The sequence below is a fragment of the Aquimarina sp. BL5 genome (assembly GCF_003443675.1).
Lineage (GTDB): Bacteria > Bacteroidota > Bacteroidia > Flavobacteriales > Flavobacteriaceae > Aquimarina.
Genome location: NZ_CP031963.1, coordinates 698,905 through 720,307 on the forward strand (window position 1 = coordinate 698,905; position 21,403 = coordinate 720,307).

Below are 21,403 nucleotides of genomic sequence, written 5' to 3' on the forward strand. Positions count from 1 at the left end.
TTATTTCTATTTTAAAACCAAATCATACTTCCTCAATAAACCAATGAGTCCAGCTTCAGAGAACTTAGCTTTCTTTAGCTTATTTCGAGTAGGATCTATATCAAAATTCACTGCTGTACTAAAGTCTACTTTTTCTGCATTGGTTTGTTCAAAAACAGCATTACTTAAATCACAATTTTCAAAACTGGATCCAGTTACTATAGCATCCGTAAAATCGGCTTCAACAAGTTTACAATCAACAAATCTTGTGTTTTTTAGTTGAAACCCATAAAAAGAAGCATAATCAAGTTTACAACCTTTAAAAGCTATAGAAAACATAAAGTTATTACAACTACTAAAATCTGCTCCTAATAACTTACAGTTTTCAAAAATACATTCGTCTCTAAACGCTGTTTGCTTCATCATTACCTTTGTAAAGTTACAATCTGTAAATGTGCATTCTAAAAATGTTATTACAGATATGTCTGCCTCCGTAAAATTACAATTAGTAAAACTACAATTATCGTACTCTACATTTGGTAATTTTTGACTGGAAAAGTTTTTATCTTGGAAATTTTCCTCGATGATTGGATGATCGTTCATGTATTATTATTGTAAGTTTAAATTTAAATAATTACTTTCAATGTAAAAGACTCTTTCTACTATTTTTATAAGCTTTACCAATTAATTTGAAGCCTCTTTCTAACTTATATGATAAAACTTTTAAACCAATCGATATCATTAAGATCATATTAAGATAAAATTCAAAAGAGGTTAACTTTTAACAATGTACATTTGTCCTGAAACACACAAACAATAGTATACTTTTCCTGTGAACAAAAAAAAGAAGAAAAAATATCGATGGTTAAAACTACTATCCAAAATAGCTACTAGCATCCTCTTTATATTTATTCTTTTAATTCTATTTATAAGAAGTCAATGGGGTCAAGACATTATTGTAGATAAATTAGTCTCTTACATATCGGATAAAACCGGAACTGTTGTCAATATCGACAAAGCCTACATTACATTTTCTGGAAATATTCTTTTAGAAGATGTTTACATAGAAGATCAAAAGCAAGACACACTGCTATTTTCTAAAAAATTAGAGGCTTCTATAGCACTAATGCCACTGATTAGAGGAAAAAGATACCATCTTAAGTCTTTAGACTGGACTGGTGTGAAAGCAAATATTGTCAAAACACAGGAAACTGCTTCGTTTAACTTTAATTTTATAGTCGAGGCTTTTACATCCAATAATGATTCCATATCACAACCAAAAGATTCCACACAAACTGTTCCTATAAAAATTGGAAATATTGCGTTAAGCGATTTTGATGTTATTTTTCTAGACGAAAATTCGGGAATCGATAGTAGTTTCAACCTAGGTACTCTAGAAGTAGCGGTAGAAGATTTTGACTTAGAGTCGATGTTTTTTGAAATCGATGAATTAGAATTCACGAATTCAATTATCAATTATAATCAAACGAAACCAATCATATCAGATACTATCACCAGTGACGATCCGCTGCCTGTTATAAAAATTAATGCTCTTAAAATTCAAGATGTAAAAACTAATTATAAGTCAATACCCGAAAAAAACACATTGATTTCAGATTTGAGCGAGTTAATAATCGAATCTGGTACTTTGGATCTGGAGAAACAAGATTTTCAAATCGACGTTTTAACACTCAATAATTCAAAAATTTCATATACAGATCTAAATAAAAGAGTAAATGATACTGTCTCTAAAGCTCCTATTACTTTTCAATGGCCTAAAATAAAAATGAAAGCTGATCTGCTATCCTTACAAAATAATTACATACAATATATAGCCAATCCTAATATTAAAAACACTTCAGGGTTTAATCCTAATCATATTGCACTAAAATCTTTAACACTGAAAGCCAGTGATTTAAAATTAATTCAAGAAACAGCTAATGTAGACCTAAACAAGCTATCTTTTCGTGATAGAAGTGGATTTATATTACACAACCTGTCTTCTAGTATTCGCATAAATAATACTTCAGGACTTGCTCTTAATGATTTAGTAATCAAAACTAATGAGAGTACTATAAAAGGTGGTATTAATCTAAATTATAATTCGCTTACTGAATTGATCAATACTCCGGAAAAAATAATAATGAATATCAATTTAAATACTATAAATGTTAGCCTTAAAGATTCTTATTATTTACAACCAGATATAGCTAATAATCCTTATATAGATTCTTTAGCTCAGAAAAACATTACAGGTTCCTTACAACTCGATGGAAAAATTTCAAACCTACATACCGAAGAAACTAATTTGAACTGGGGAGCATATACTAAAATTAAATTGAAAGGAGGAATAAAAAACCTTCTTACCGAAAAAGAGCTTTTTATTGATAGTCTGTATTATAATACCAGTACAATACGTGATGATATAAAGAACTTTATAAATGAATCAGAATTGGGGATAACCATACCGAAAAAGACTTCTATTATTGGTCAACTAGACGGTTCTCTTGAAAATATAAAAGGTAATGCCTCCTTAAATTCATCTATGGGCTCTATCTCAATAAAGGGTAACTACAAGAACAAAAATACCATCTCTATTGATGGAAACCTGGAGACATCTAAGTTTCAACTACAAAAACTATTAAACAATGAACAATTAGGATCCATTTCTATATCAGCAAAAGTTTCTGGTTCAGGAACTTCACTTAACACTTTGAATGCAACATTTATCTCTGATTTTGATCAATTAACCTACAATAAATATGATTTTTCCAATCTGGAATTGGATGGGCAAATTACTAAGGGAAAAGGTAACATCAATGCTCAATTCAAAGATGATAATTTAAATTTATTAATAGATACCAAGGTTGAACTAGACTCTGTATCTCCCAAAATTAATGGATTAGTAAATGTAAAAGGTGCAGATCTAAATGGTTTGGGAATCACTCAAGAACTTATAAAAACGCAGCTTAAACTATTTATAGATTTTGAAGGAAATACAGATAATTTTACATTCACCTCTAATGTCACTGATGCTTTAGTTGTAAAAGAAAATGAACCTTATTCTGTTAATGATATTAACATCAGTGCATCTAGTAATGAGTTACAAACAAAGGCATCTGTACATAGTAGATTTTTAGAAGCAAATTTATCCGCAGATGCTAACATTAGTAAAATAACTTCTTCTATACAGTCTCAGTTGAAAAGCTATATTTCTGCATCTGTGGTAAGAGATACCATTAGAAAACCGCTAGCTATGAAAATGCAGGTTACCTTAAGAGAAAAGCCTATACTTAGTGATGTTTTTCTTCCTGGAATTAAAAAAATGGACTCTATCACAGCTATTATAAACTTTATAGAGGAGAAAGAAAAGCTTACTGCCAGTATTAAAGTTCCTTCTATACAGTATGATAACAGTAGTATAGATAGCCTAAATCTTACGATTAATGGAGACAGAAAGGACTTAAACTTTTCACTTGGGTGGAAGAATATTTTATCCGATCCTATACACGTAAATAAAACTTCTATAGATGGAGTATTAAAAGATCAAACTTTATTACTTGATTTCGGTACAAATAATGAAACTGATGAGATCGCCCGACTACGATCTGAGTTACGTCTTAAAAATGATACCCTATATTATCGTATAAATCCAGCATCTGTAATTTTTGATAAAAATCCTTGGTCTATTTCCGAAAATAATCAAATCACCATAGCGAAAAACTACCTTTCTTTTAGAGATTTTCAATTATCACAAAACCAACAGCGATTAAAGATCAGCTCTAATGATCCTGCAATTGACAAAGAGCATATCAATATTGAATTCCAACAATTTTATCTATCAACTTTTACTTCTATTTTAAGTAATGATGAAATACTAGCGAATGGTTTGGTTAATGGAGAATTGACTATCGAAAAGCCATTTGATGAAACAGGGTTGATTGCAGATATAGCCATTGATAATTTAGAAGTTACAGAAATCCCCTTGGGCGATCTTACATTAAATGCTACATCAAAAAGTTTCAAAAATTATGATTTAGCATTGAAACTAAATGGTGAAAATGCTAAACTACGTCTAGATGGAGATTACAAAGCTTCTGATAAGGGAGCCAATATAAACCTGGATTTCAATCTAGAAGAATTAAATATAAAGGTTGTAGAAAAATTTATAGATGATCAAATTTCTGATACCAGAGGTAAAATTACAGGAAACGCTAAGATTACGGGAACTACTCAAGATCCTGAGTATGATGGAATATTTCATTTCGAAAAAACCAGTTTATTAGTTAATGCACTAAACACTAGGTTTACATTAGCAGAAGAAAATATTCAAATAGATAATTCAGGATTATTTTTAAATGATTTCACGATTGCTGATGAAAATAAAAACACATTTTCTCTTAATGGAAAAATAGAAACAGAAACTCTTAATAACCCTACTTTTGATTTAAAATTGCAAACTAAAAACTTTCAAATATTAAATGCTACCAGAGAGGATAATGATCTGTTTTATGGTAAAGTAAAAATAACCGCAGATTTAGATATTAATGGTGACCTAAATGTTCCAAAAATTAGAGGTAATCTGGCCATAGATGAGGGATCAGATTTTACCTTAATAATTCCAGAATCCGAACTCGATATAAAAGAAAGAGAAGGAATAGTCGTTTTTGTCAACCGAGAAAATCCTGATGCCATTATTACCCGTGTAGAAGAAGATCAATTCTCTACTGCCTTATTAAGAGGGTATGATGTTAATACTAGATTAAAAATTGATAAAGGATCTGTTTTTAAAATAATCATTGATGAACGTAGCAAGGACAACTTCCAGATTTCAGGTAAAGGTGAATTCAAATTTGGTATGGAACCAAACGGCAGAACAACCTTATCTGGACGCTATGATATAAGCGATGGACATTATGAAGTTAGTTTATATAATATTGTAAAAAGGCGATTTAAAATTGCACCTGGCGGTTCTATCACCTGGCTCGGTGATCCATTAGATGCTAAATTAGATGTAACTGCTATTTATGAAGTAGAAACGTCTGCCTCTTCTTTAATGTCTGCTAAAACATCCGGAGAATCCGCTGGGGTGGTAAATCAGTTTAGACAAAAACTTCCGTTTCTGGTATATCTCAATGTAGATGGAGAGCTCCTAGAACCAGCAATTTCTTTTCAACTAGACATGCCAGAAGAAGAACAAGGATCCTTAGGAGGAGAAGTTTATGGACAAGTACAACAACTTAATAATCAAGAAGAAGAACTAAATAAGCAAGTTTTTTCACTTTTAGTCTTAAATAGATTTTTTCCTCAATCCGGAAGTGACGGTAGCAACGGAGGTGCGGTTTCTATTGCCAGAGACAATGTAAATAAAGTATTATCAGGGCAACTCAATAACTTTTCAGATAAATTGATCGGGGATACCGGAATAGAGTTAGGATTTGGTCTTAATAGTTTTACAGATTATCAAGGAGATTCTGCTCAAAATAGAACTCAATTAGAAATTAGTGCACAAAAACGATTATTTAACGACAGATTGATCGTGCAAGTAGGAAGTGATGTAGATATCGAAGGTAGCAGTCAAAATAGTGAAGAAAGTACTCCTGTAATCGGCAATGTAAGTTTAGAATATCTATTATCGAAAAACGGTAGATATCGTCTCAAAGGTTTTAGAAAAAATGAGTTCGAAAGTGTAATTGACGGTCAATTAGTTGTCACAGGAATCGCACTAATTTTCAACAGAGAATTTAACAAATTTAAAGAGTTGTTTTCTAAATCTGTGGCAAAAGAAATTGACAATCAAAAAACTACAAACAAAAAGAAAAATTAAAATTGAATAAGAATATACTATATATAATCGTCTCGATCATTCTTTTATATTCCTGCGGAGTAAAAAGGTTTATTCCTGAAGATGAAGTTCTATATACCGGTGCATCCATTACACTACAATCTGAAGAAGAGATCAAGAATCTTAAAGCTATTGAAGAACAGTTAGAATTAGTTTTGCGACCAAAACCAAATACTAAAATTTTAGGTATCAAACTCGGATTGTATGCGTACTACAAAAATCAAAAAGAAAATCCAGGATTTATCAATAAATTCTTATTTAAAAATTTCGGAGAAAAACCCGTCTATCTTTCTGATGTGGATATATCAAAAGTGACCGAATTAATTGGCAATCGATTAGAAAATAGAGGTTTTTTCAGAAGTTATATCGATTCAGAAGTTACTACTGATACTATCAAATCATTTATAAAGTATACTGCAGAAATTAAAAAACCATATCTATTACAAACCTATCAACTAGATTCTATAAAGTATCCTATTGGTAAAGATATTAAAGCATTAGTAGCTAGCAGCCCAATTAAAAAAGAAGATCGTTTTGATCTTGCTCTGTTTGAGTTAGAAAGAGAACGAATTGATAAATCGTTAAAATCAAAAGGATATTACAACTTCAATGCTGATTTCTTGATTTTTGAAGCAGATACTAATCAATATAAAAATAAACGTTTTGATTTGTTTTTAAGATTAAAAAAAGAAGTGCCCGAAAAATCTTTGGTGCCATATAAAATTAATAAAATCAATGTTTTTCCAAACTATTCTATAGAAACAGATAGTATTGTTAAGGATACTGTGACATACTCTGATATTAATTTTATTCAGAATAAAGAATATTTCAAACCCAAAAGACTGGAACCCTACATTCTATTTGAAAAAGGACAATTATACAACCCCACTATTTCTAAAAGGACTAGTAATCGTTTATCATCTATTGGAACCTATAAATTTGTAAACATTGAATATAATGTTCTTGATACTGGTACGAATGGTGTCGGAACGGGTGATTTAACAGCTAATATATATTTATCCCCCTTAAACAAACGAGCTATCAGAGCAGAATTACAAGCTGTTTCTAAATCAAATAATTTCACAGGACCTAACCTTCTACTCACATACGCTAACAGAAACCTTTTCAGTGGAGGAGAAACTTTAAATATAACGGCATCTCTAGGATACGAAACTCAATTATCAGGATCAGAAAATCAAGGTCTTAGCAGTACACAAATTGGATTGAAATCGGACCTTATATTTCCGAGGTTGTTATTTCCTATCCGGATTATGGATCGATTCAAATATGCTGTTCCTAAGACAATAATTAGCACAGGATTCGAATATCTTAACAGAAGCAAATTATACAGCCTAAATTCAGTAAATGCCAGCTTCGGATATAGCTGGAACGCCAATCGTTTTGTGAATCATGAACTGAATCCAATAAGTATTAACTATGTAAATCTTTCTAACACGACACAAGAATTTGAAGATATCCTAGATGAAAATCCTTTCTTAAAAAGTAGTTTTGATCAACAGTTTATAGCAGGACTCACCTACTCGTTTACATATAATGAGCTTAATGATAGTTCTATTAGTAATGCTATTTATTTTAATGCCAATTTTGATATTGCAGGAAACACTATTAGCCTTTTTGGCAAAAGTGAAGAAGAAACAGAATCTGGTTCATTTTTGGGCTTAGAATACGCACAATACGTTAAAGCTGATATAGATTTTAGATATCATTTTAGTTTAGGGAACGATCAAAAACTGGTAGCTCGTTTATTCGGTGGATGGGGATTAGCGTATGGTAATTCTACTACATTACCTTTTTCGAAACAATATTTCGCAGGAGGACCTTTTAGTGTAAGAGCTTTTAGAATACGATCACTTGGCCCCGGAACCTATAGACCTAATGATCAAGATTCCGGATCCTTTTTTGATAGATCAGGGGACATCCGATTAGAGGCGAATTTAGAATACAGATTTCCTATAATTCCTTATCTAAAAGGTGCTGTTTTTGCAGATGCAGGAAATGTATGGCTAATGAAAGAAAATGATGCACTATCCGGAGGTAAATTTTCATCAAACTTTCTAAACGAATTAGGTATTGGAGCAGGTGTTGGCTTGCGGGTAGATATCCAAAATTTTGTAATCCGATTTGATCTGGCGGCTCCATTAAATGATCCTTCAGAGGAAGAACAAAGTTTTAATTTTGATATTGCTAACCCTATATTAAATTTTGCAATAGGATATCCTTTCTAATCCAAATTATTCTTGAATCCTCCAAGGTGGATTCTTTCTATTGTCTCCAGCAAAATACAAAATGATTTGATTTCCATCAGGATCTTTAAGCCTTGCTTCTCTCCACAACCAGCTTTGATCGATTGGCAATTGATCAAAATCCACTCCATCTTCAATTAATCGTTCTACTTCCTGATCTAATTGTGTGGTTTCAAAATATACATAAACACCATCACCTTCTGGCAATTCTTCAACCTGATGAATAGAAAAAGTAGCATCTCCTTCTTTACATTCGAAACGTGCATAATGAGGCAACGCTTTTACAATCAATCGCAAACCTAGTTTCTCATAGAAAGAAATAGATTGTGCAACATCTATAGAAGGGACAGTAATTTGATTTAGGTTCATTGCTTATTTCTTTTACATTGTCATCACGTTGTAGAACGGGGTTCAGTATTACTCAATAACTAAGATTTACAGTTCAAAAACCAAAATTTCATTTAATTCAGCGCTTTATGGATTCCAGCCTACGCTAGAATGACAGTTCACTGTAACTTACAACATTATTCGAAACTCGTAATTCTTAATTCGTACATCAAAGAATTACAACTTTCTTCTTCTTCTTTCCTTAGATAATAAATCTAGTTCTCTCGTAGTTTGACCAGCTACCGAAGTATTTTCTTCTGCTCTACGTATCAGATAAGGCATAACATCCTTCACAGGACCAAAAGGAAGGTATTTCGCTACATTATAGCCTTCTGCCGCGAGATTAAAACTTATGTGATCACTCATTCCATATAATTGTCCTAACCACACTCTATGATCACTCTTAATTACTTGTTGTTTTCTCATCAATTCGATCGCTTTATAACAGCTCTCTTCATTATGAGTTCCTATAAATACAGAAATATCATCCAGGTTTTGTAATATATACTCCAGAGTAGTATTAAAATTAAGATCTGTAGCTGCTTTACTTTCGCAAATTGGTGTTGGGTATCCTTTTTCTTCCGCGCGATCATTTTCTTTTTCCATATACGCGCCTCGCACGATCTTCATTCCGATCTTAAAACCTGACTCCTTAGCTTGCTGTTGTAATTTCTTTAGGTATTCAAATCTGTCGTGTCTATACAGCTGTAGTGTGTTATATACAATTGCTTTCTCTTTATTATATTTTGCCATCATTTTAGCTACCAACTCATCAGCGGCATCCTGCATCCAGCTTTCCTCTCCATCGATCAATAAAGGAACATCACATTCATAGGCCTTTTTACATACTTGATCAAAACGATCCTCTATCCTGCTCCATTCTTTTTCCTCATCACTAGATAATGGTATTCCTTCTGTTTTCTTTTGCCAAAGCAAAAATCTTCCAAAACCAGTTGGTTTAAAAACCGCAAAAGGAATTGCTTCTTTTTGATCAACAAAGTCCAGAATTTTCATTATTTTATGTAATACGTGATCAAATTGTTCTTCTTCTTCTTTGCCTTCTACGGAATAATCTAACACAGAAGAAACTCGACCTTTGGCATACATTTTATCTACTACTTGCAAGCAATCCTCTTCATCCACACCTCCACAAAAATGGTCAAAAACCGTTGCTCTAATCAAACCCTGAACTGGCAAATGCGCTTTTAATGCAAAATTAGTAACCGCAGTACCAATACGAACAAGAGGTTCATTGGCGATCATTTTAAAAAGAAAATATGCTCTTTCGAGTTCAGAATCACTTTTTAAAGTAAAAGCAGTTTCTGTATTATCAAACAAAGTATGTTCCTTCATTAAGCTCAAATTTTAAAGATTCGTAACAATTATGGTAAATTCACTAAAATAATGATAGTTTTATCACCTACTACCTATTTGTTTTAAGATATCTACAAATATAGAACTTGGAAGTTTATTTTATTACAAATTCTGCTTAATTTCACCGCCTGTTAAAACACCTTTTATGAAGCCTATTGTTTCTAAAGATTCTATCGTATATTTTAACGAAGAATGTTATACCGCTCTTAATGCTTATCTAGAAAAAGCTAATCATTCTAAAATTTTTATTCTAGTAGATAGCAATACCTATGAAAACTGTTATGCTCATTTTATGAGTAAAATAGAAAAAGAATATGAGATTGAAGTTCTAGAAGTAGAACCAGGAGAAATTAATAAAAATATCGATACCTGCAGTAGTATCTGGAGTGTACTGGCAGAATATGGAGCAGACAGAAAAAGTTTGCTCATCAATCTTGGTGGTGGCGTTGTAACCGATCTAGGTGGTTTTATTGCCTGTACCTATAAACGTGGTATTAGTTACATCAATGTCCCTACTTCTTTATTAGCGATGGTGGATGCTTCTGTTGGTGGAAAAACGGGTGTAGATCTTGGTAACTTAAAAAACATGGTAGGTGTGATCAGTGAATCCGAAATGGTACTGGTTGATACTGAATTTTTGGGAACCCTACCGGTCAATCAAATGTGCAGTGGTTTTGCAGAAATGCTAAAGCACGGATTGATCCAAGATAGAGGATATTGGGAAAAAATGAGTGACCTATCTAAACTGACTACTGATGATCTGGATCAATTAATTTATGATTCTGTGGTCATTAAAAATAAAATTGTTTTTGAAGATCCTACGGAGCAAAACATCAGAAAATACCTGAACTTCGGTCATACGCTAGGTCATGCTATTGAGTCTTTTTACCTAACACATCCAGAAAAACCAGAATTACTACATGGCGAGGCGATTGCTATAGGAATGATTTTGGAAGGGTTTATTTCTGCCGCACAATTATCGCTAAAAGAAGAAGAACTAATTATAATCAGCAAAGTAATCCTAGCTACATTCCCAAAAGTCGACATTGATCCTAATGATTATAAGACTATTATGGAATTATTGGTGCACGATAAGAAGAATGAAAAAGGAAACATCTATTTTGTATTACTTACTTCCATCGGTGAAGCAAAATATAACTGTATTGTTCCTGATGATTTGATTATGGATGCTTTTGAGTATTATACTTCGCTTTAGTTTGGCTTTGATTTAATATCTTTAAACCTAATTAAAGCACTACATCTTGAAAAAACGACTCTTTAAACTACTCAAAATATTTTTCACCAGTTTATTAGTAATTGTCATCTTTTTGGTAGCAATTCTGTATTTTTCATTACACAAAAAAATGCCAGAAGGAATATCTGGAACAGAAGCCGATAATTTTGCTTTACAAATCCAAAAAGCAATACAACATGATAAATTTGTAAATACGGATTATATACAGTGGACCTTTCGTAATAAAAACAATTATCTCTGGAATAAAAAATCCGGAAAGGTCGAAGTAACCTGGGAAGATTACAAAGCAAATCTAGATCTTCTGCATCCTAAAAACAGTACCATTACCGTAGATAATATAGATTTAGACACCCCTGAAAAGGAGAAGTTATTAGAAAAAGCCTTGTCGTATTTTAATAATGATTCTTTCTGGTTAGTAGCTCCGCATAAATTATTTGATACAGGAGTTTCCAGAAAAGTAGTGGATCTAGAAGATGGATCTAAAGGTCTACTGGTTACATACAGCTCAGGAGGCACAACACCTGGTGATTCATATTTATGGAAAGTAGACGAAAACTATCTACCTAAAAGCTATCAGATGTGGGTTTCTTTAATTCCAATTGGTGGTATCGAAGCGACTTGGCAAGGTTGGACGACTACAGAAAGTGGCGCTTACCTTTCTCAGAAACATAAAGCATTAGGTATTGGAATTCCGATAAGTAACGTGAGGGCTTGGAACGAATAGATGAGTTAGTAGTTAGTACATAGCATTAAGTCAAATGCTCATAACTCTTTATTTCATACTATATTCTAGTTAAAAAATGGAAGTCTTTTTATATATTAAGACTATATTTCTTATTACATTATTGCCATTTCTACTGATTTCAATTTCTTTGAATTTAATTTCTTTACCTTCTATTTTCTTACAAAACTCTAGAAATGTTGTCCTTTTCCTATTGACAATAATTAATAAATTTAAGTTTCCTCCTAAATAAGATTCAAAATCTTTAGCGGATAGTTTCTTTTGCGATACCAAAATCAATTTATTCTTAAAATCACTTTTTGATATATACGGAACCATAACTTCAGAATCATATTTAACATCGTCAATATGATCAATACTCATACCTCCCATAATAACTTCTGGTTCCCCCATAATGCGTCTTGTCGGTATCGGTACTTTTTGCCTTAAACTATCTTTTCCTGTTTTAGAAACAATAGAAACATCTTGTTCAACTTGCTTTTTTCCTTCACATACTTTAATAGTTGAATCTGCTTTAATAGCTTTCTGTTGAATTGTATCGGTCGCAATTATTTCTACCGCACTAATTTTCTTAGAAGTTCCATTAGAATCACTACAACTAAAAAGGGTAGTTCCCATAGTAATAAGCAGAACCAATAGAAACAGTTGTCTAAATGAATAATCTCTTTGTATTACCTCTTCAGGAATTGATACAATCAAATTATCTATAGATGCATTCGTAAACCTACCACAAACCTGCTTTTCATGATTCTGAATAAGGAAATCTTTGATTACTGGAATTGATTTTTCTGTAAAATCAATCACTGTTTTAGAACAAGAGGTACAAAAACGCCCCTGCTCATTTGGAGTCATGGTATCCCAATTCTCACGACAAGGTTTGGGTATGGATATTTTGAATGACGTACTCATATTATAACTATTATATAAATGATGTATGTTGGCTCTTAATACTTCCTCAAATAAAAGGTATTTTACAGTATTATAATACCCTAATACTTTGGTTTTCCTAAACACTGTAAACAGGGGTACTTAAAAATAATTGTTTAAATTATTAAATGAGAAAGCGCACTAGAATTACTACAAAAAAAAGCCAATTATTCGCATTCATAATTATAGAAATCTACGATCAAACTAAAATCATCTTTTGTAAGTTCTTCTTGTTTGATTTTATCAATAAGCTCTTCACAATCACTAAAATAATCTAAAGCAACTTTTTTAAAATTAACACTAAAAAACCCACTTGATATTAGAGGAGTAACCTCTTCCTCTCCTTCTCTTTGTACATAATAATCAACCAAATTCTTTTCAAAAAAATAAAGAGGTTGCCCATTACGATCTGTAGGTAAGTAAACCGGTTTAAATTTTCTATAAATAGTTAATTTTCCTTCTTCTATTAATTCCAGGTATTTGTACTTTGATGTTCCTTTAATTTTTTTATATGCTCTAAAATAAACTCCATCTTTCTTGTAAATCTTAATCTTTTCAACATCTTTTAAATCAATAAAACGAGCTTTTTCTTTTTTGTTCTTTCTATACTTCATTGTGCCATTAGAAAGTTTTTTTCCTAAACCCTTTAATCGAGTACCATCTTTAAAAATTAAAACAACGCCATTTTTTTGACTATATACTTCAGATTGATTAATACCAAAAAAGATGATTAAAACAAAAAATACATTTCTAAGCATACTAACTCCTATTACTATTTAGAATAACAAAGACACATAAAACTTAAACAACAGGACTAGTAATATCACAGAGATGATATTTAGAACTAACCCAGCTTTTACCATTTCGGATACCTTAACATAACCACTGGCAAATACAATCGCATTCGGTGGTGTGGCCATTGGTAGCATAAATGCACAACTAGCCGCCATGGTTACGGGTATTAATAAATGTAGCATTGGTATATCCAATCCTATAGCGATTCCTGCCACTACAGGAACAAAAATTGCTACTAATGCTACATTACTCATTAACTCTGTCATAAAGAGCATAAAAACAATCAGCAATAGCGTCACTACTAGCAAGCTTAACCCTTGATTAGCTGCGATCATATTAGCTACCAATTCTATCAATCCTGCGTGAGACAAACCACTTGCTAACGCTAATCCTCCACCAAAAAGAATAAGGATTCCCCAAGGTAATTTCTGAGTATCTTTCCAAATCAACGTAAACTCTCCTTTATTTAATTTAAATGGAATCACAAACAAAGCAAAGGCTCCCATCATACTAATCCCTGTATCTGATAATTTAAGATCAGGAAAAAAACCATTAATCGTAGTTCTGGAAATCCATAAAAATATGACTACACAAAAAATAGTAAGTACTCTGCGTTCCGTTTTCTTTACTTTACCAAGCTTTTTTAATTCCTGATCAATCACATCTTTGGATGCGGCAAAACTCTCAATCCGATTGGGGTATATCCATTTTACGATCACAAAATAAATAATTCCGATCATTAATACAGAAAAAGGCAATGCCAGTAACATCCAATTAAGAAAAGAGATTTCTATTTGATATTCATTTTCCAAAAACCCCACCAATACAGAGTTTGGCGGTGTTCCAATAATTGTTGCTACGCCTCCCACATTAGCAGCAAAAGCAATACCAAGCATAATACTCAGAGCAAAGTTTCGATCATTCTTAGTAAAACCATCCTCATCATCTACTAACAATTGTATCACAGACAACGCAATTGGCAACATCACCACGGTACAAGCTGTATTACTAATCCACATACTCATAAAAGCAGTAGCAATCATAAAACCTAGAATCACCCGATCCGGACTGGTTCCTGTTATTTTTATAATAGATAAAGCTATGCGCTTATGGAGATTTACTTTTTCCAACGCCAACGCCATTACAAATCCACCAAAAAATAGAAATACGATTGGACTCCCATAGCTTTGAGAAACCGTTTTGAGATCCAAAACTCCCACCAGCGGAAATAAAATCAGCGGTATCAAAGCCGTTACTGATATAGAAACCGCTTCTGTAATCCACCAAACGATCATCCATATAGCCACCGAAATTACTTTATCCGCAACTTCAGAAACTAATACGATAGGAAGATTGATCAACACCAAAAATAATATGGGGCCTGCAATTAATCCAATCTTTTTAATTAGCGGATATGTTGTCATTTACTTTTTACTACTTCCTGTAAATTGTTGAGATTTATTATTGAATAACACATTAAATGTAGTTAAACTACCATACATACGGGTAATGTATTGTTGTAGATCTACCTTATCCTGATCATCAATCACCTTAGAACTATTGATCTTTTGTTCCATCACACGGATGCGGTCTCTTACCATCACTATTTTATGAAAGAATGTATCAATCGGAATTTCTTTAGAAGCAAGATTCGTATCGCCCGGTTCTAGTATGATCTTACCTCCTTTCCATTTATCAGCAATGGGAACAATCTCGGATATATCGCTGTAGCGCTTTAGTAACTCTCTAAAGGTTTTTTCTACTTCATAGAAACTTACAGTATCCACTTCATCCTCTACTCCATCGATCACCTCAAAATCTTCGTCTACATCAATGGTTTCTAATCCATTTTCTATAAAAGTTACCCAATACATTTTTGCGGTTATATTCGTAACTACACCCAATCCATATGTTGGATGTTTTATTCTGGAGCCTATTCCTAATATCATTGGTATTTGTTTTTAAGCTAAAATATAAAAGTACGAGGATTTAACCGATATGATGCAGCAGAAAATCTATTACAAAAAATGTAATTGAGGAAATTTCCCTATATTCGGGTTTCGTATACCTGAGGGCTGAGGCTCTCGAAGTCCGGTTGACCTAGAATCAGGGTTCGAGAGCCTCACCCTTCGGTATAAAGGTAAGCATCCCCTGAAAGTAAGGTCGTCAAACCTACTTTCATAACGTAAACAACACACAATCGACTACTTCATATTCATGTAGTGGTATCTCGTTATTGTATCTAAACTTACAGCCATTGTGGTTTTCCGTAAGGGATTGGTTTTTGCTTGTGGTAGTTTAGTAGAAAAAGAATAAAAGAGAGAATTTATGGTTGCGGAAACGTGGCTGTATTAATTATAAATGGGATATATTGCTAAGTTGGTAGTGACACAATTTTTGAAAGTAATTTGAAAATAAACTTAAATGAAAAAAATAAAAAAGGTTAAAATAGAAGGTTTTTGGGGAGAAAAAACCATCACTACATTCTAATGTATAAATATAACCCGTCATTGATTTGATATTTATGTGTTTATACTATTATGTGTGTTATATAAGGTATTTGTTACTACGTGTACTCAGGGTTCGAGAGCCTCACCCTTCGGTAGTATCTTATATTTTCGTAGCGGACTCATTCGAGGGCTGAGGCACTCGAAGTCCGGTACAACTGGAATCAGGGTTCGAGAGCCTCACCCTTCGGTAGTATCTTATATTTTCGTAGCAGACTCATTCGAGGACTGTACTTCGATAAACTCAGCAGCCGCGAAGTCGAAGTCCGGTTCACCCTAATTCCCAAAATTATAACAGCTATTTAACAATTGTAAAAGCCAACCCCATTTTACTAAGAGCTATCAAATAACTACATTTGCAATCTTGGTTAAAATTTATGGCGATATCAGATGAAAATATAGAGGTTTTAGGGGCAAGAGTTCATAATCTTAAGAACATTGATGTCACAATACCTCGCGAAAAATTAGTAGTAATTACCGGACTTTCGGGCTCTGGTAAATCATCACTGGCTTTTGATACTATTTATGCAGAAGGACAGCGTAGGTATATAGAAACATTCTCTGCCTATGCCAGACAATTTCTAGGCAGTCTGGAGCGCCCTGATGTAGATAAAATCGATGGGCTCTCTCCTGTAATTGCTATAGAACAAAAAACAACCAGTAAAAGCCCTAGAAGTACCGTAGGAACCATTACAGAGATCTATGATTTCTTAAGACTTTTGTTTGCTCGTGGAAGTGACGCCTATAGTTATAACACAGGCGAAAAAATGGTTAGTTATAGCGATGAGCAGATCAAAGACTTAATTTTTCAGGATTTTAACGGAAAAAGAATTAACATCCTCGCTCCTATTGTAAGATCCAGAAAGGGACATTATCGCGAACTTTTTGAGCAAATAGCGAAACAAGGTTTTGTAAAAGTACGCACCGATGGTGAAATCAAAGATATCACCAAAGGAATGAAGTTGGATCGTTACAAAATGCACGATATAGAGATTGTTATTGACCGTCTTGCAGTTAGTGACGACAAAGATAATTCTAAACGTTTGATGGAAACTATCAATACCGCCATGTATCACGGTGATGATGTATTGATGGTGATTGAACAGGAGTCACAGGAAGCACGATTTTTTAGTAGAAATTTAATGTGCCCTTCAAGCGGAATTTCATATCCAAATCCTGAACCCAACAACTTTTCATTTAACTCGCCAAAAGGTGCCTGTCCTAAATGTAATGGGATTGGGAATCTATATGAAGTAAATACTAAAAAGATTATTCCTGATGATTCTAAATCCATCAAAAGTGGTGGTTTAGTTCCACAAGGCCCACAAAAGAATAACTGGATTTTTAAGCAATTAGAATTAATCGCACAACGCTTTGATTTTAAACTGAGTGATCCAATCAAAAAGATTCCTGAAGAAGCAATGGAAGTTATTCTTTATGGAGGAAAGGAGAAATTTACTATAGATAGTAAAACATTAGGAGTTACCAGAGAATATAAAATTGATTTTGAAGGTATTGCCACTTTTATAGATAATACCTATACCAATAACGATTCTACTTCTCTACGCAGATGGGCTAAGGATTTTATGGATAATATTCAATGTCCTGAATGTAATGGATCTAGACTACGCAAAGAATCCTTGTATTTTAAAGTTGGTGAAAAAAATATTGCGGATCTAGCTAATATGGATATTAGCGAGCTGGCAGATTGGTTTATTAATCTTCCGGATCTACTTAATGAAAAACAAAAACAAATTTCTGGAGAGATTCTTAAAGAAATCAATACCCGATTACAATTCCTAATTGATGTAGGATTAACATATTTGTCTCTAAACAGAAGTAGTAAATCACTTTCTGGTGGAGAAGCACAACGTATTCGTTTAGCAACGCAGATAGGTTCTCAATTGGTTGGGGTATTGTATATCCTAGATGAACCGAGCATTGGATTACATCAGCGTGATAACGAAAAACTGATTAATTCTTTGGTTCAGTTAAGGGATATTGGTAATTCTGTTATCGTGGTGGAGCATGATAAAGATATGATCGAACGAGCAGATCATGTGATTGATATTGGTCCCAGAGCGGGTAAGCATGGTGGTGAAATCATCAGCGAAGGTACTCCAGAAGATTTAAGAAATCACGATACGTTAACTGCTGATTATCTGAGTGGTAAAAAACAAATAGAAGTCCCTGCAAAAAGAAGAAAAGGAAATGGTAAAAAGATTTCTTTAACAGGAGCTACAGGAAATAATCTAAAAAACGTTTCCATCGATATTCCTTTAGGTAAAATGGTGGCTGTTACCGGAGTTTCTGGTAGTGGTAAGTCTACACTGATTAATGAAACACTCTACCCTATTCTTAATGCTTATTATTTTAATGGTGTTAAAAAACCAATGCCTTATAAAAAAATTAAAGGTTTAGAGCACGCGGATAAGGTAATCGACATTAATCAATCACCAATTGGTCGTACACCACGATCTAATCCCGCGACATATACAGGAGTATTTTCTGAAATCAGAACATTGTTTTCTAAAACACCAGAAGCCATGATCCGTGGGTATAAACCAGGACGTTTTAGTTTTAATGTTACCGGCGGGAGATGTGAAACATGTAAAGGAGGCGGTCTGCGTGTTATAGAAATGAATTTCTTACCAGATGTTTATGTAGAATGCGAAACTTGCCAAGGAAAAAGATTTAACAGAGAAACTTTAGAAATACGATATAAAGGAAAATCTATTTCTGATGTATTAGAAATGACCATTAATGAGTCTTGCGAGTTTTTTGATCAAATTCCTAAAATCTTTAGAAAATTAAAAACTATTAGGAGTGTTGGCTTGGGATACATTACCTTAGGCCAGCAATCCACTACCTTATCAGGTGGTGAAGCACAACGTATTAAATTGGCTACGGAATTATCAAAAAGAGACACCGGAAATACTTTTTATATATTAGACGAGCCGACAACCGGACTTCATTTTGAAGATATCAGAGTGTTAATGGAAGTACTGAATGAACTGGTAAACAAAGGAAATACAGTATTGATTATAGAACATAATCTGGATGTTGTAAAAATGGCCGATTACATTATAGATATAGGATATGAAGGAGGGAAAAATGGCGGAGAAGTCGTAGCCAAAGGTACTCCCGAAGAAATTATTAAAAATAAAAAAAGCTATACCGCAAAATTTTTGAAGAAAGAGTTAGAAGTAAGTAATCTAAAATAATGATTCAGTATATTCTTCAACTTTAGAATAAATAAACAAAAACAAATAACAATTCAAGGTTACATCAGTCATTTACTGAAAACCGTAAAATATAATTTATGAGAAAAGAACGACGTCACAAAGGATGGAATGAGATAAAAACAAATGATTCATGGGCAATCTTTAAGATCATGGGAGAGTTTGTTAATGGATTCGAAAGAATGAGTAAAATTGGGCCCTGTGTTTCTATTTTTGGATCTGCAAGAACGAAAACCGATAACAAATACTACCAATTAACTGTAGATGTAGCTCAAAAAATTGTAGAACACGGTTATGGTGTTATTACCGGTGGTGGTCCAGGTATTATGGAAGCTGGTAATAAAGGTGCTCATTTGGGTGGAGGAACATCCGTAGGACTTAACATAGAACTACCTTTCGAACAGCACGATAACCCCTATATCGATAGTGATAAAAGTCTGGACTTTGATTATTTCTTTGTTCGAAAAGTAATGTTCGTAAAATACTCTCAGGGATTTGTAGTAATGCCAGGTGGATTCGGGACCTTAGATGAGCTTTTTGAGGCGATCACTTTGATACAAACTAAAAAAATTGCAGTATTTCCTATTATTTTAGTAAGTACTGAGTTCTGGGGGGGACTAATAGACTGGGTGAAAAGCACACTCTTAGATAAATTTGGCAATATTAGTGCTGGAGATATGGATTTAATTCATGTAGTCGATACTCCAGAAGAAGTATTAGATATATTAGACAAATTCTATGGACAATATAATTTAAGTCCTAATTTCTAAAAAAGCATCCCTTTTCACACAAACTCAACAAACTCAGCAATGAAAAGAATCGTATTAATAGTCATAGTATTTTGTAGTGCCCAAATTTCATTCGGACAGGCTACTATTAAAACTATGTTTTATAACGTTTTAAACTATCCTTCTGCTCCACCCACAAATAGAGAAGAAATATTGGAAACTATCATTGATAGTTATGAGCCCGATATTTTTATGATTTGTGAATTGGAAACCGAAGATGGAGGTGATGAAATACTTAATGATTCATTGAATGATGATGGTAATAATTATTCTAGCGCTCCTTTCTTAAGTAATTTTTCTAATTCTGATGTAGAATTACATCAATTACTATATTATAACAATCAAAAGTTTACTTTAATACAAAGCCAAAGACTAACAACCACAATAAGAGATATTAACTGGTACACACTAGAATTAATCTCTGATGATCAGAGCAACAATCCCATTAGAATAGAAGTTTTTGTGGCCCATCTTAAAGCCAGTAGAGGCGCTGACAATGAGACCAAACGTCTTAATATGGTAAGAGAGTTTACGGATAACTATGCTAATTTAGACGAAAATGATTATGTGATTTTTGCGGGTGACTTTAATTTATATTCATCAGAAGAACCAGCTTATCAGGAATTACTAGATGCAAATAATAAAATTGTGATGGTAGATCCTATAACTACTCCTGGTGATTGGAGCAGTAACATTACTTTTACGGATATACATACACAAAGTACACGTATAAGCAGTGATGAGTTTGGTGATTTTGGAAGTGGCGGCGGACTGGATGATCGATTTGATTTTATTTTGATGTCTGAAAACATGATAAATAGTCCTGAATTAAGCTATAAACCCGATACTTACTCAGCATATGGCAATAATGGTAATTGCTATAACCAAAGGATTGATAATGCTGATTGTACAGGGAAATTTGATAGTGCATTGAGAGATGCATTATATAATATGAGTGACCATTTACCCGTTGTGATGGAGTTACAGGTAAATCAACAATTACTCAGTACTACAGAATTTGTAGAAACCCCAAAAACAATACAATTAAACAGTGGTACTATAATTGATGATATTTTATCTTTACAAATAAACAATCATCCGGAACCTATAGATTTCAGGATATATAATACTTTAGGTCAAGAAATAGTGTCATTTTCTGCAAATGGAAATAGTATTACTAACATTCCTGTATCCGCATTAAGTAAAGGAATGTACTACCTTGTTCCGGTTAGTATGAATAGTAACACGATTAAATTTTTAAAGAAAAATTGAGCTTCTCCAGAATATTCCATATAGTT

The 21,403-nt window shown here is 33.0% G+C and carries 14 protein-coding genes; 7 read left to right on the forward strand and 7 right to left on the reverse strand.

Going from position 1 to position 21,403, the window contains the following annotated elements; translation table 11 throughout:
* Window positions 1-6 precede the first annotated feature (6 nt).
* A complete protein-coding gene (locus D1818_RS03185; RefSeq protein WP_118456351.1) occupies window positions 7-582 on the reverse strand; it encodes a pentapeptide repeat-containing protein in 576 nt (191 codons plus the stop codon).
* Window positions 583-811: 229 nt separating this feature from the next.
* On the opposite strand from D1818_RS03185, the gene D1818_RS03190 reads away from it, so the two are divergent.
* A complete protein-coding gene (locus D1818_RS03190) occupies window positions 812-5,806 on the forward strand; it encodes a translocation/assembly module TamB (protein WP_118456353.1) in 4,995 nt (1,664 codons plus the stop codon).
* Window positions 5,807-5,808: 2 nt separating this feature from the next.
* Window positions 5,809-8,070, forward strand: coding sequence for a BamA/TamA family outer membrane protein (locus tag D1818_RS03195; protein WP_118456355.1), 2,262 nt, complete (start codon window positions 5,809-5,811; stop codon window positions 8,068-8,070).
* Window positions 8,071-8,076: 6 nt separating this feature from the next.
* Here D1818_RS03195 and D1818_RS03200 read toward each other — a convergent pair whose 3' ends face one another.
* Together D1818_RS03200 and D1818_RS03205 are read right to left on the reverse strand one after the other, a co-directional pair.
* Window positions 8,077-8,457: a VOC family protein gene (locus D1818_RS03200; protein WP_118456356.1), complete on the reverse strand. Its 381-nt coding sequence runs from the start codon at window positions 8,455-8,457 to the stop codon at window positions 8,077-8,079.
* A 195-nt stretch (window positions 8,458-8,652) separates the two neighbouring features.
* Complete coding sequence (locus tag D1818_RS03205; RefSeq protein WP_118456357.1) at window positions 8,653-9,828, reverse strand: proline dehydrogenase family protein; 1,176 nt, start codon at window positions 9,826-9,828, stop codon at window positions 8,653-8,655.
* A gap of 166 nt (window positions 9,829-9,994) precedes the next feature.
* Here D1818_RS03205 and aroB point away from each other — a divergent pair, with 166 nt between their 5' ends.
* The gene (gene aroB / locus D1818_RS03210; RefSeq protein WP_118456358.1) at window positions 9,995-11,065 is read left to right on the forward strand and encodes a 3-dehydroquinate synthase; all 1,071 of its coding nucleotides are present in this window, start codon (window positions 9,995-9,997) and stop codon (window positions 11,063-11,065) included.
* 148 nt (window positions 11,066-11,213) lie between these two features.
* Complete coding sequence (locus D1818_RS03215; protein ID WP_118456359.1) at window positions 11,214-11,828, forward strand: hypothetical protein; 615 nt, start codon at window positions 11,214-11,216, stop codon at window positions 11,826-11,828.
* 69 nt (window positions 11,829-11,897) lie between these two features.
* On the opposite strand, the gene D1818_RS03220 is transcribed toward D1818_RS03215, so the two are convergent.
* The 4 genes from D1818_RS03220 to D1818_RS03235 form a co-directional block, all read right to left on the reverse strand.
* Window positions 11,898-12,755, reverse strand: coding sequence for a hypothetical protein (locus tag D1818_RS03220; RefSeq protein ID WP_158596997.1), 858 nt, complete (start codon window positions 12,753-12,755; stop codon window positions 11,898-11,900).
* Between the two features lie 185 nt (window positions 12,756-12,940).
* Window positions 12,941-13,531, reverse strand: a complete 591-nt coding sequence (locus tag D1818_RS03225) for a hypothetical protein (RefSeq protein ID WP_118456361.1) — start codon at window positions 13,529-13,531, stop codon at window positions 12,941-12,943.
* 18 nt (window positions 13,532-13,549) lie between these two features.
* Window positions 13,550-14,992: a DASS family sodium-coupled anion symporter gene (locus D1818_RS03230; protein WP_118456362.1), complete on the reverse strand. Its 1,443-nt coding sequence runs from the start codon at window positions 14,990-14,992 to the stop codon at window positions 13,550-13,552.
* Complete coding sequence (locus tag D1818_RS03235; RefSeq protein WP_118456363.1) at window positions 14,993-15,517, reverse strand: hypothetical protein; 525 nt, start codon at window positions 15,515-15,517, stop codon at window positions 14,993-14,995.
* A 935-nt stretch (window positions 15,518-16,452) separates the two neighbouring features.
* On the opposite strand from D1818_RS03235, the gene uvrA reads away from it, so the two are divergent.
* From uvrA to D1818_RS03250, 3 genes are all read left to right on the forward strand, one after another.
* On the forward strand, window positions 16,453-19,299 hold the full coding sequence (gene uvrA, locus D1818_RS03240; RefSeq protein ID WP_118456364.1) for an excinuclease ABC subunit UvrA: 2,847 nt from the start codon (window positions 16,453-16,455) through the stop codon (window positions 19,297-19,299).
* Between the two features lie 98 nt (window positions 19,300-19,397).
* Entirely contained in the window at window positions 19,398-20,087 is a 690-nt protein-coding gene (locus D1818_RS03245) for a TIGR00730 family Rossman fold protein (RefSeq protein ID WP_118456365.1), read from the forward strand.
* Between the two features lie 39 nt (window positions 20,088-20,126).
* A complete protein-coding gene (locus D1818_RS03250; protein WP_118456366.1) occupies window positions 20,127-21,377 on the forward strand; it encodes a T9SS type A sorting domain-containing protein in 1,251 nt (416 codons plus the stop codon).
* The last annotated feature ends 26 nt before the right edge of the window (window positions 21,378-21,403 follow it).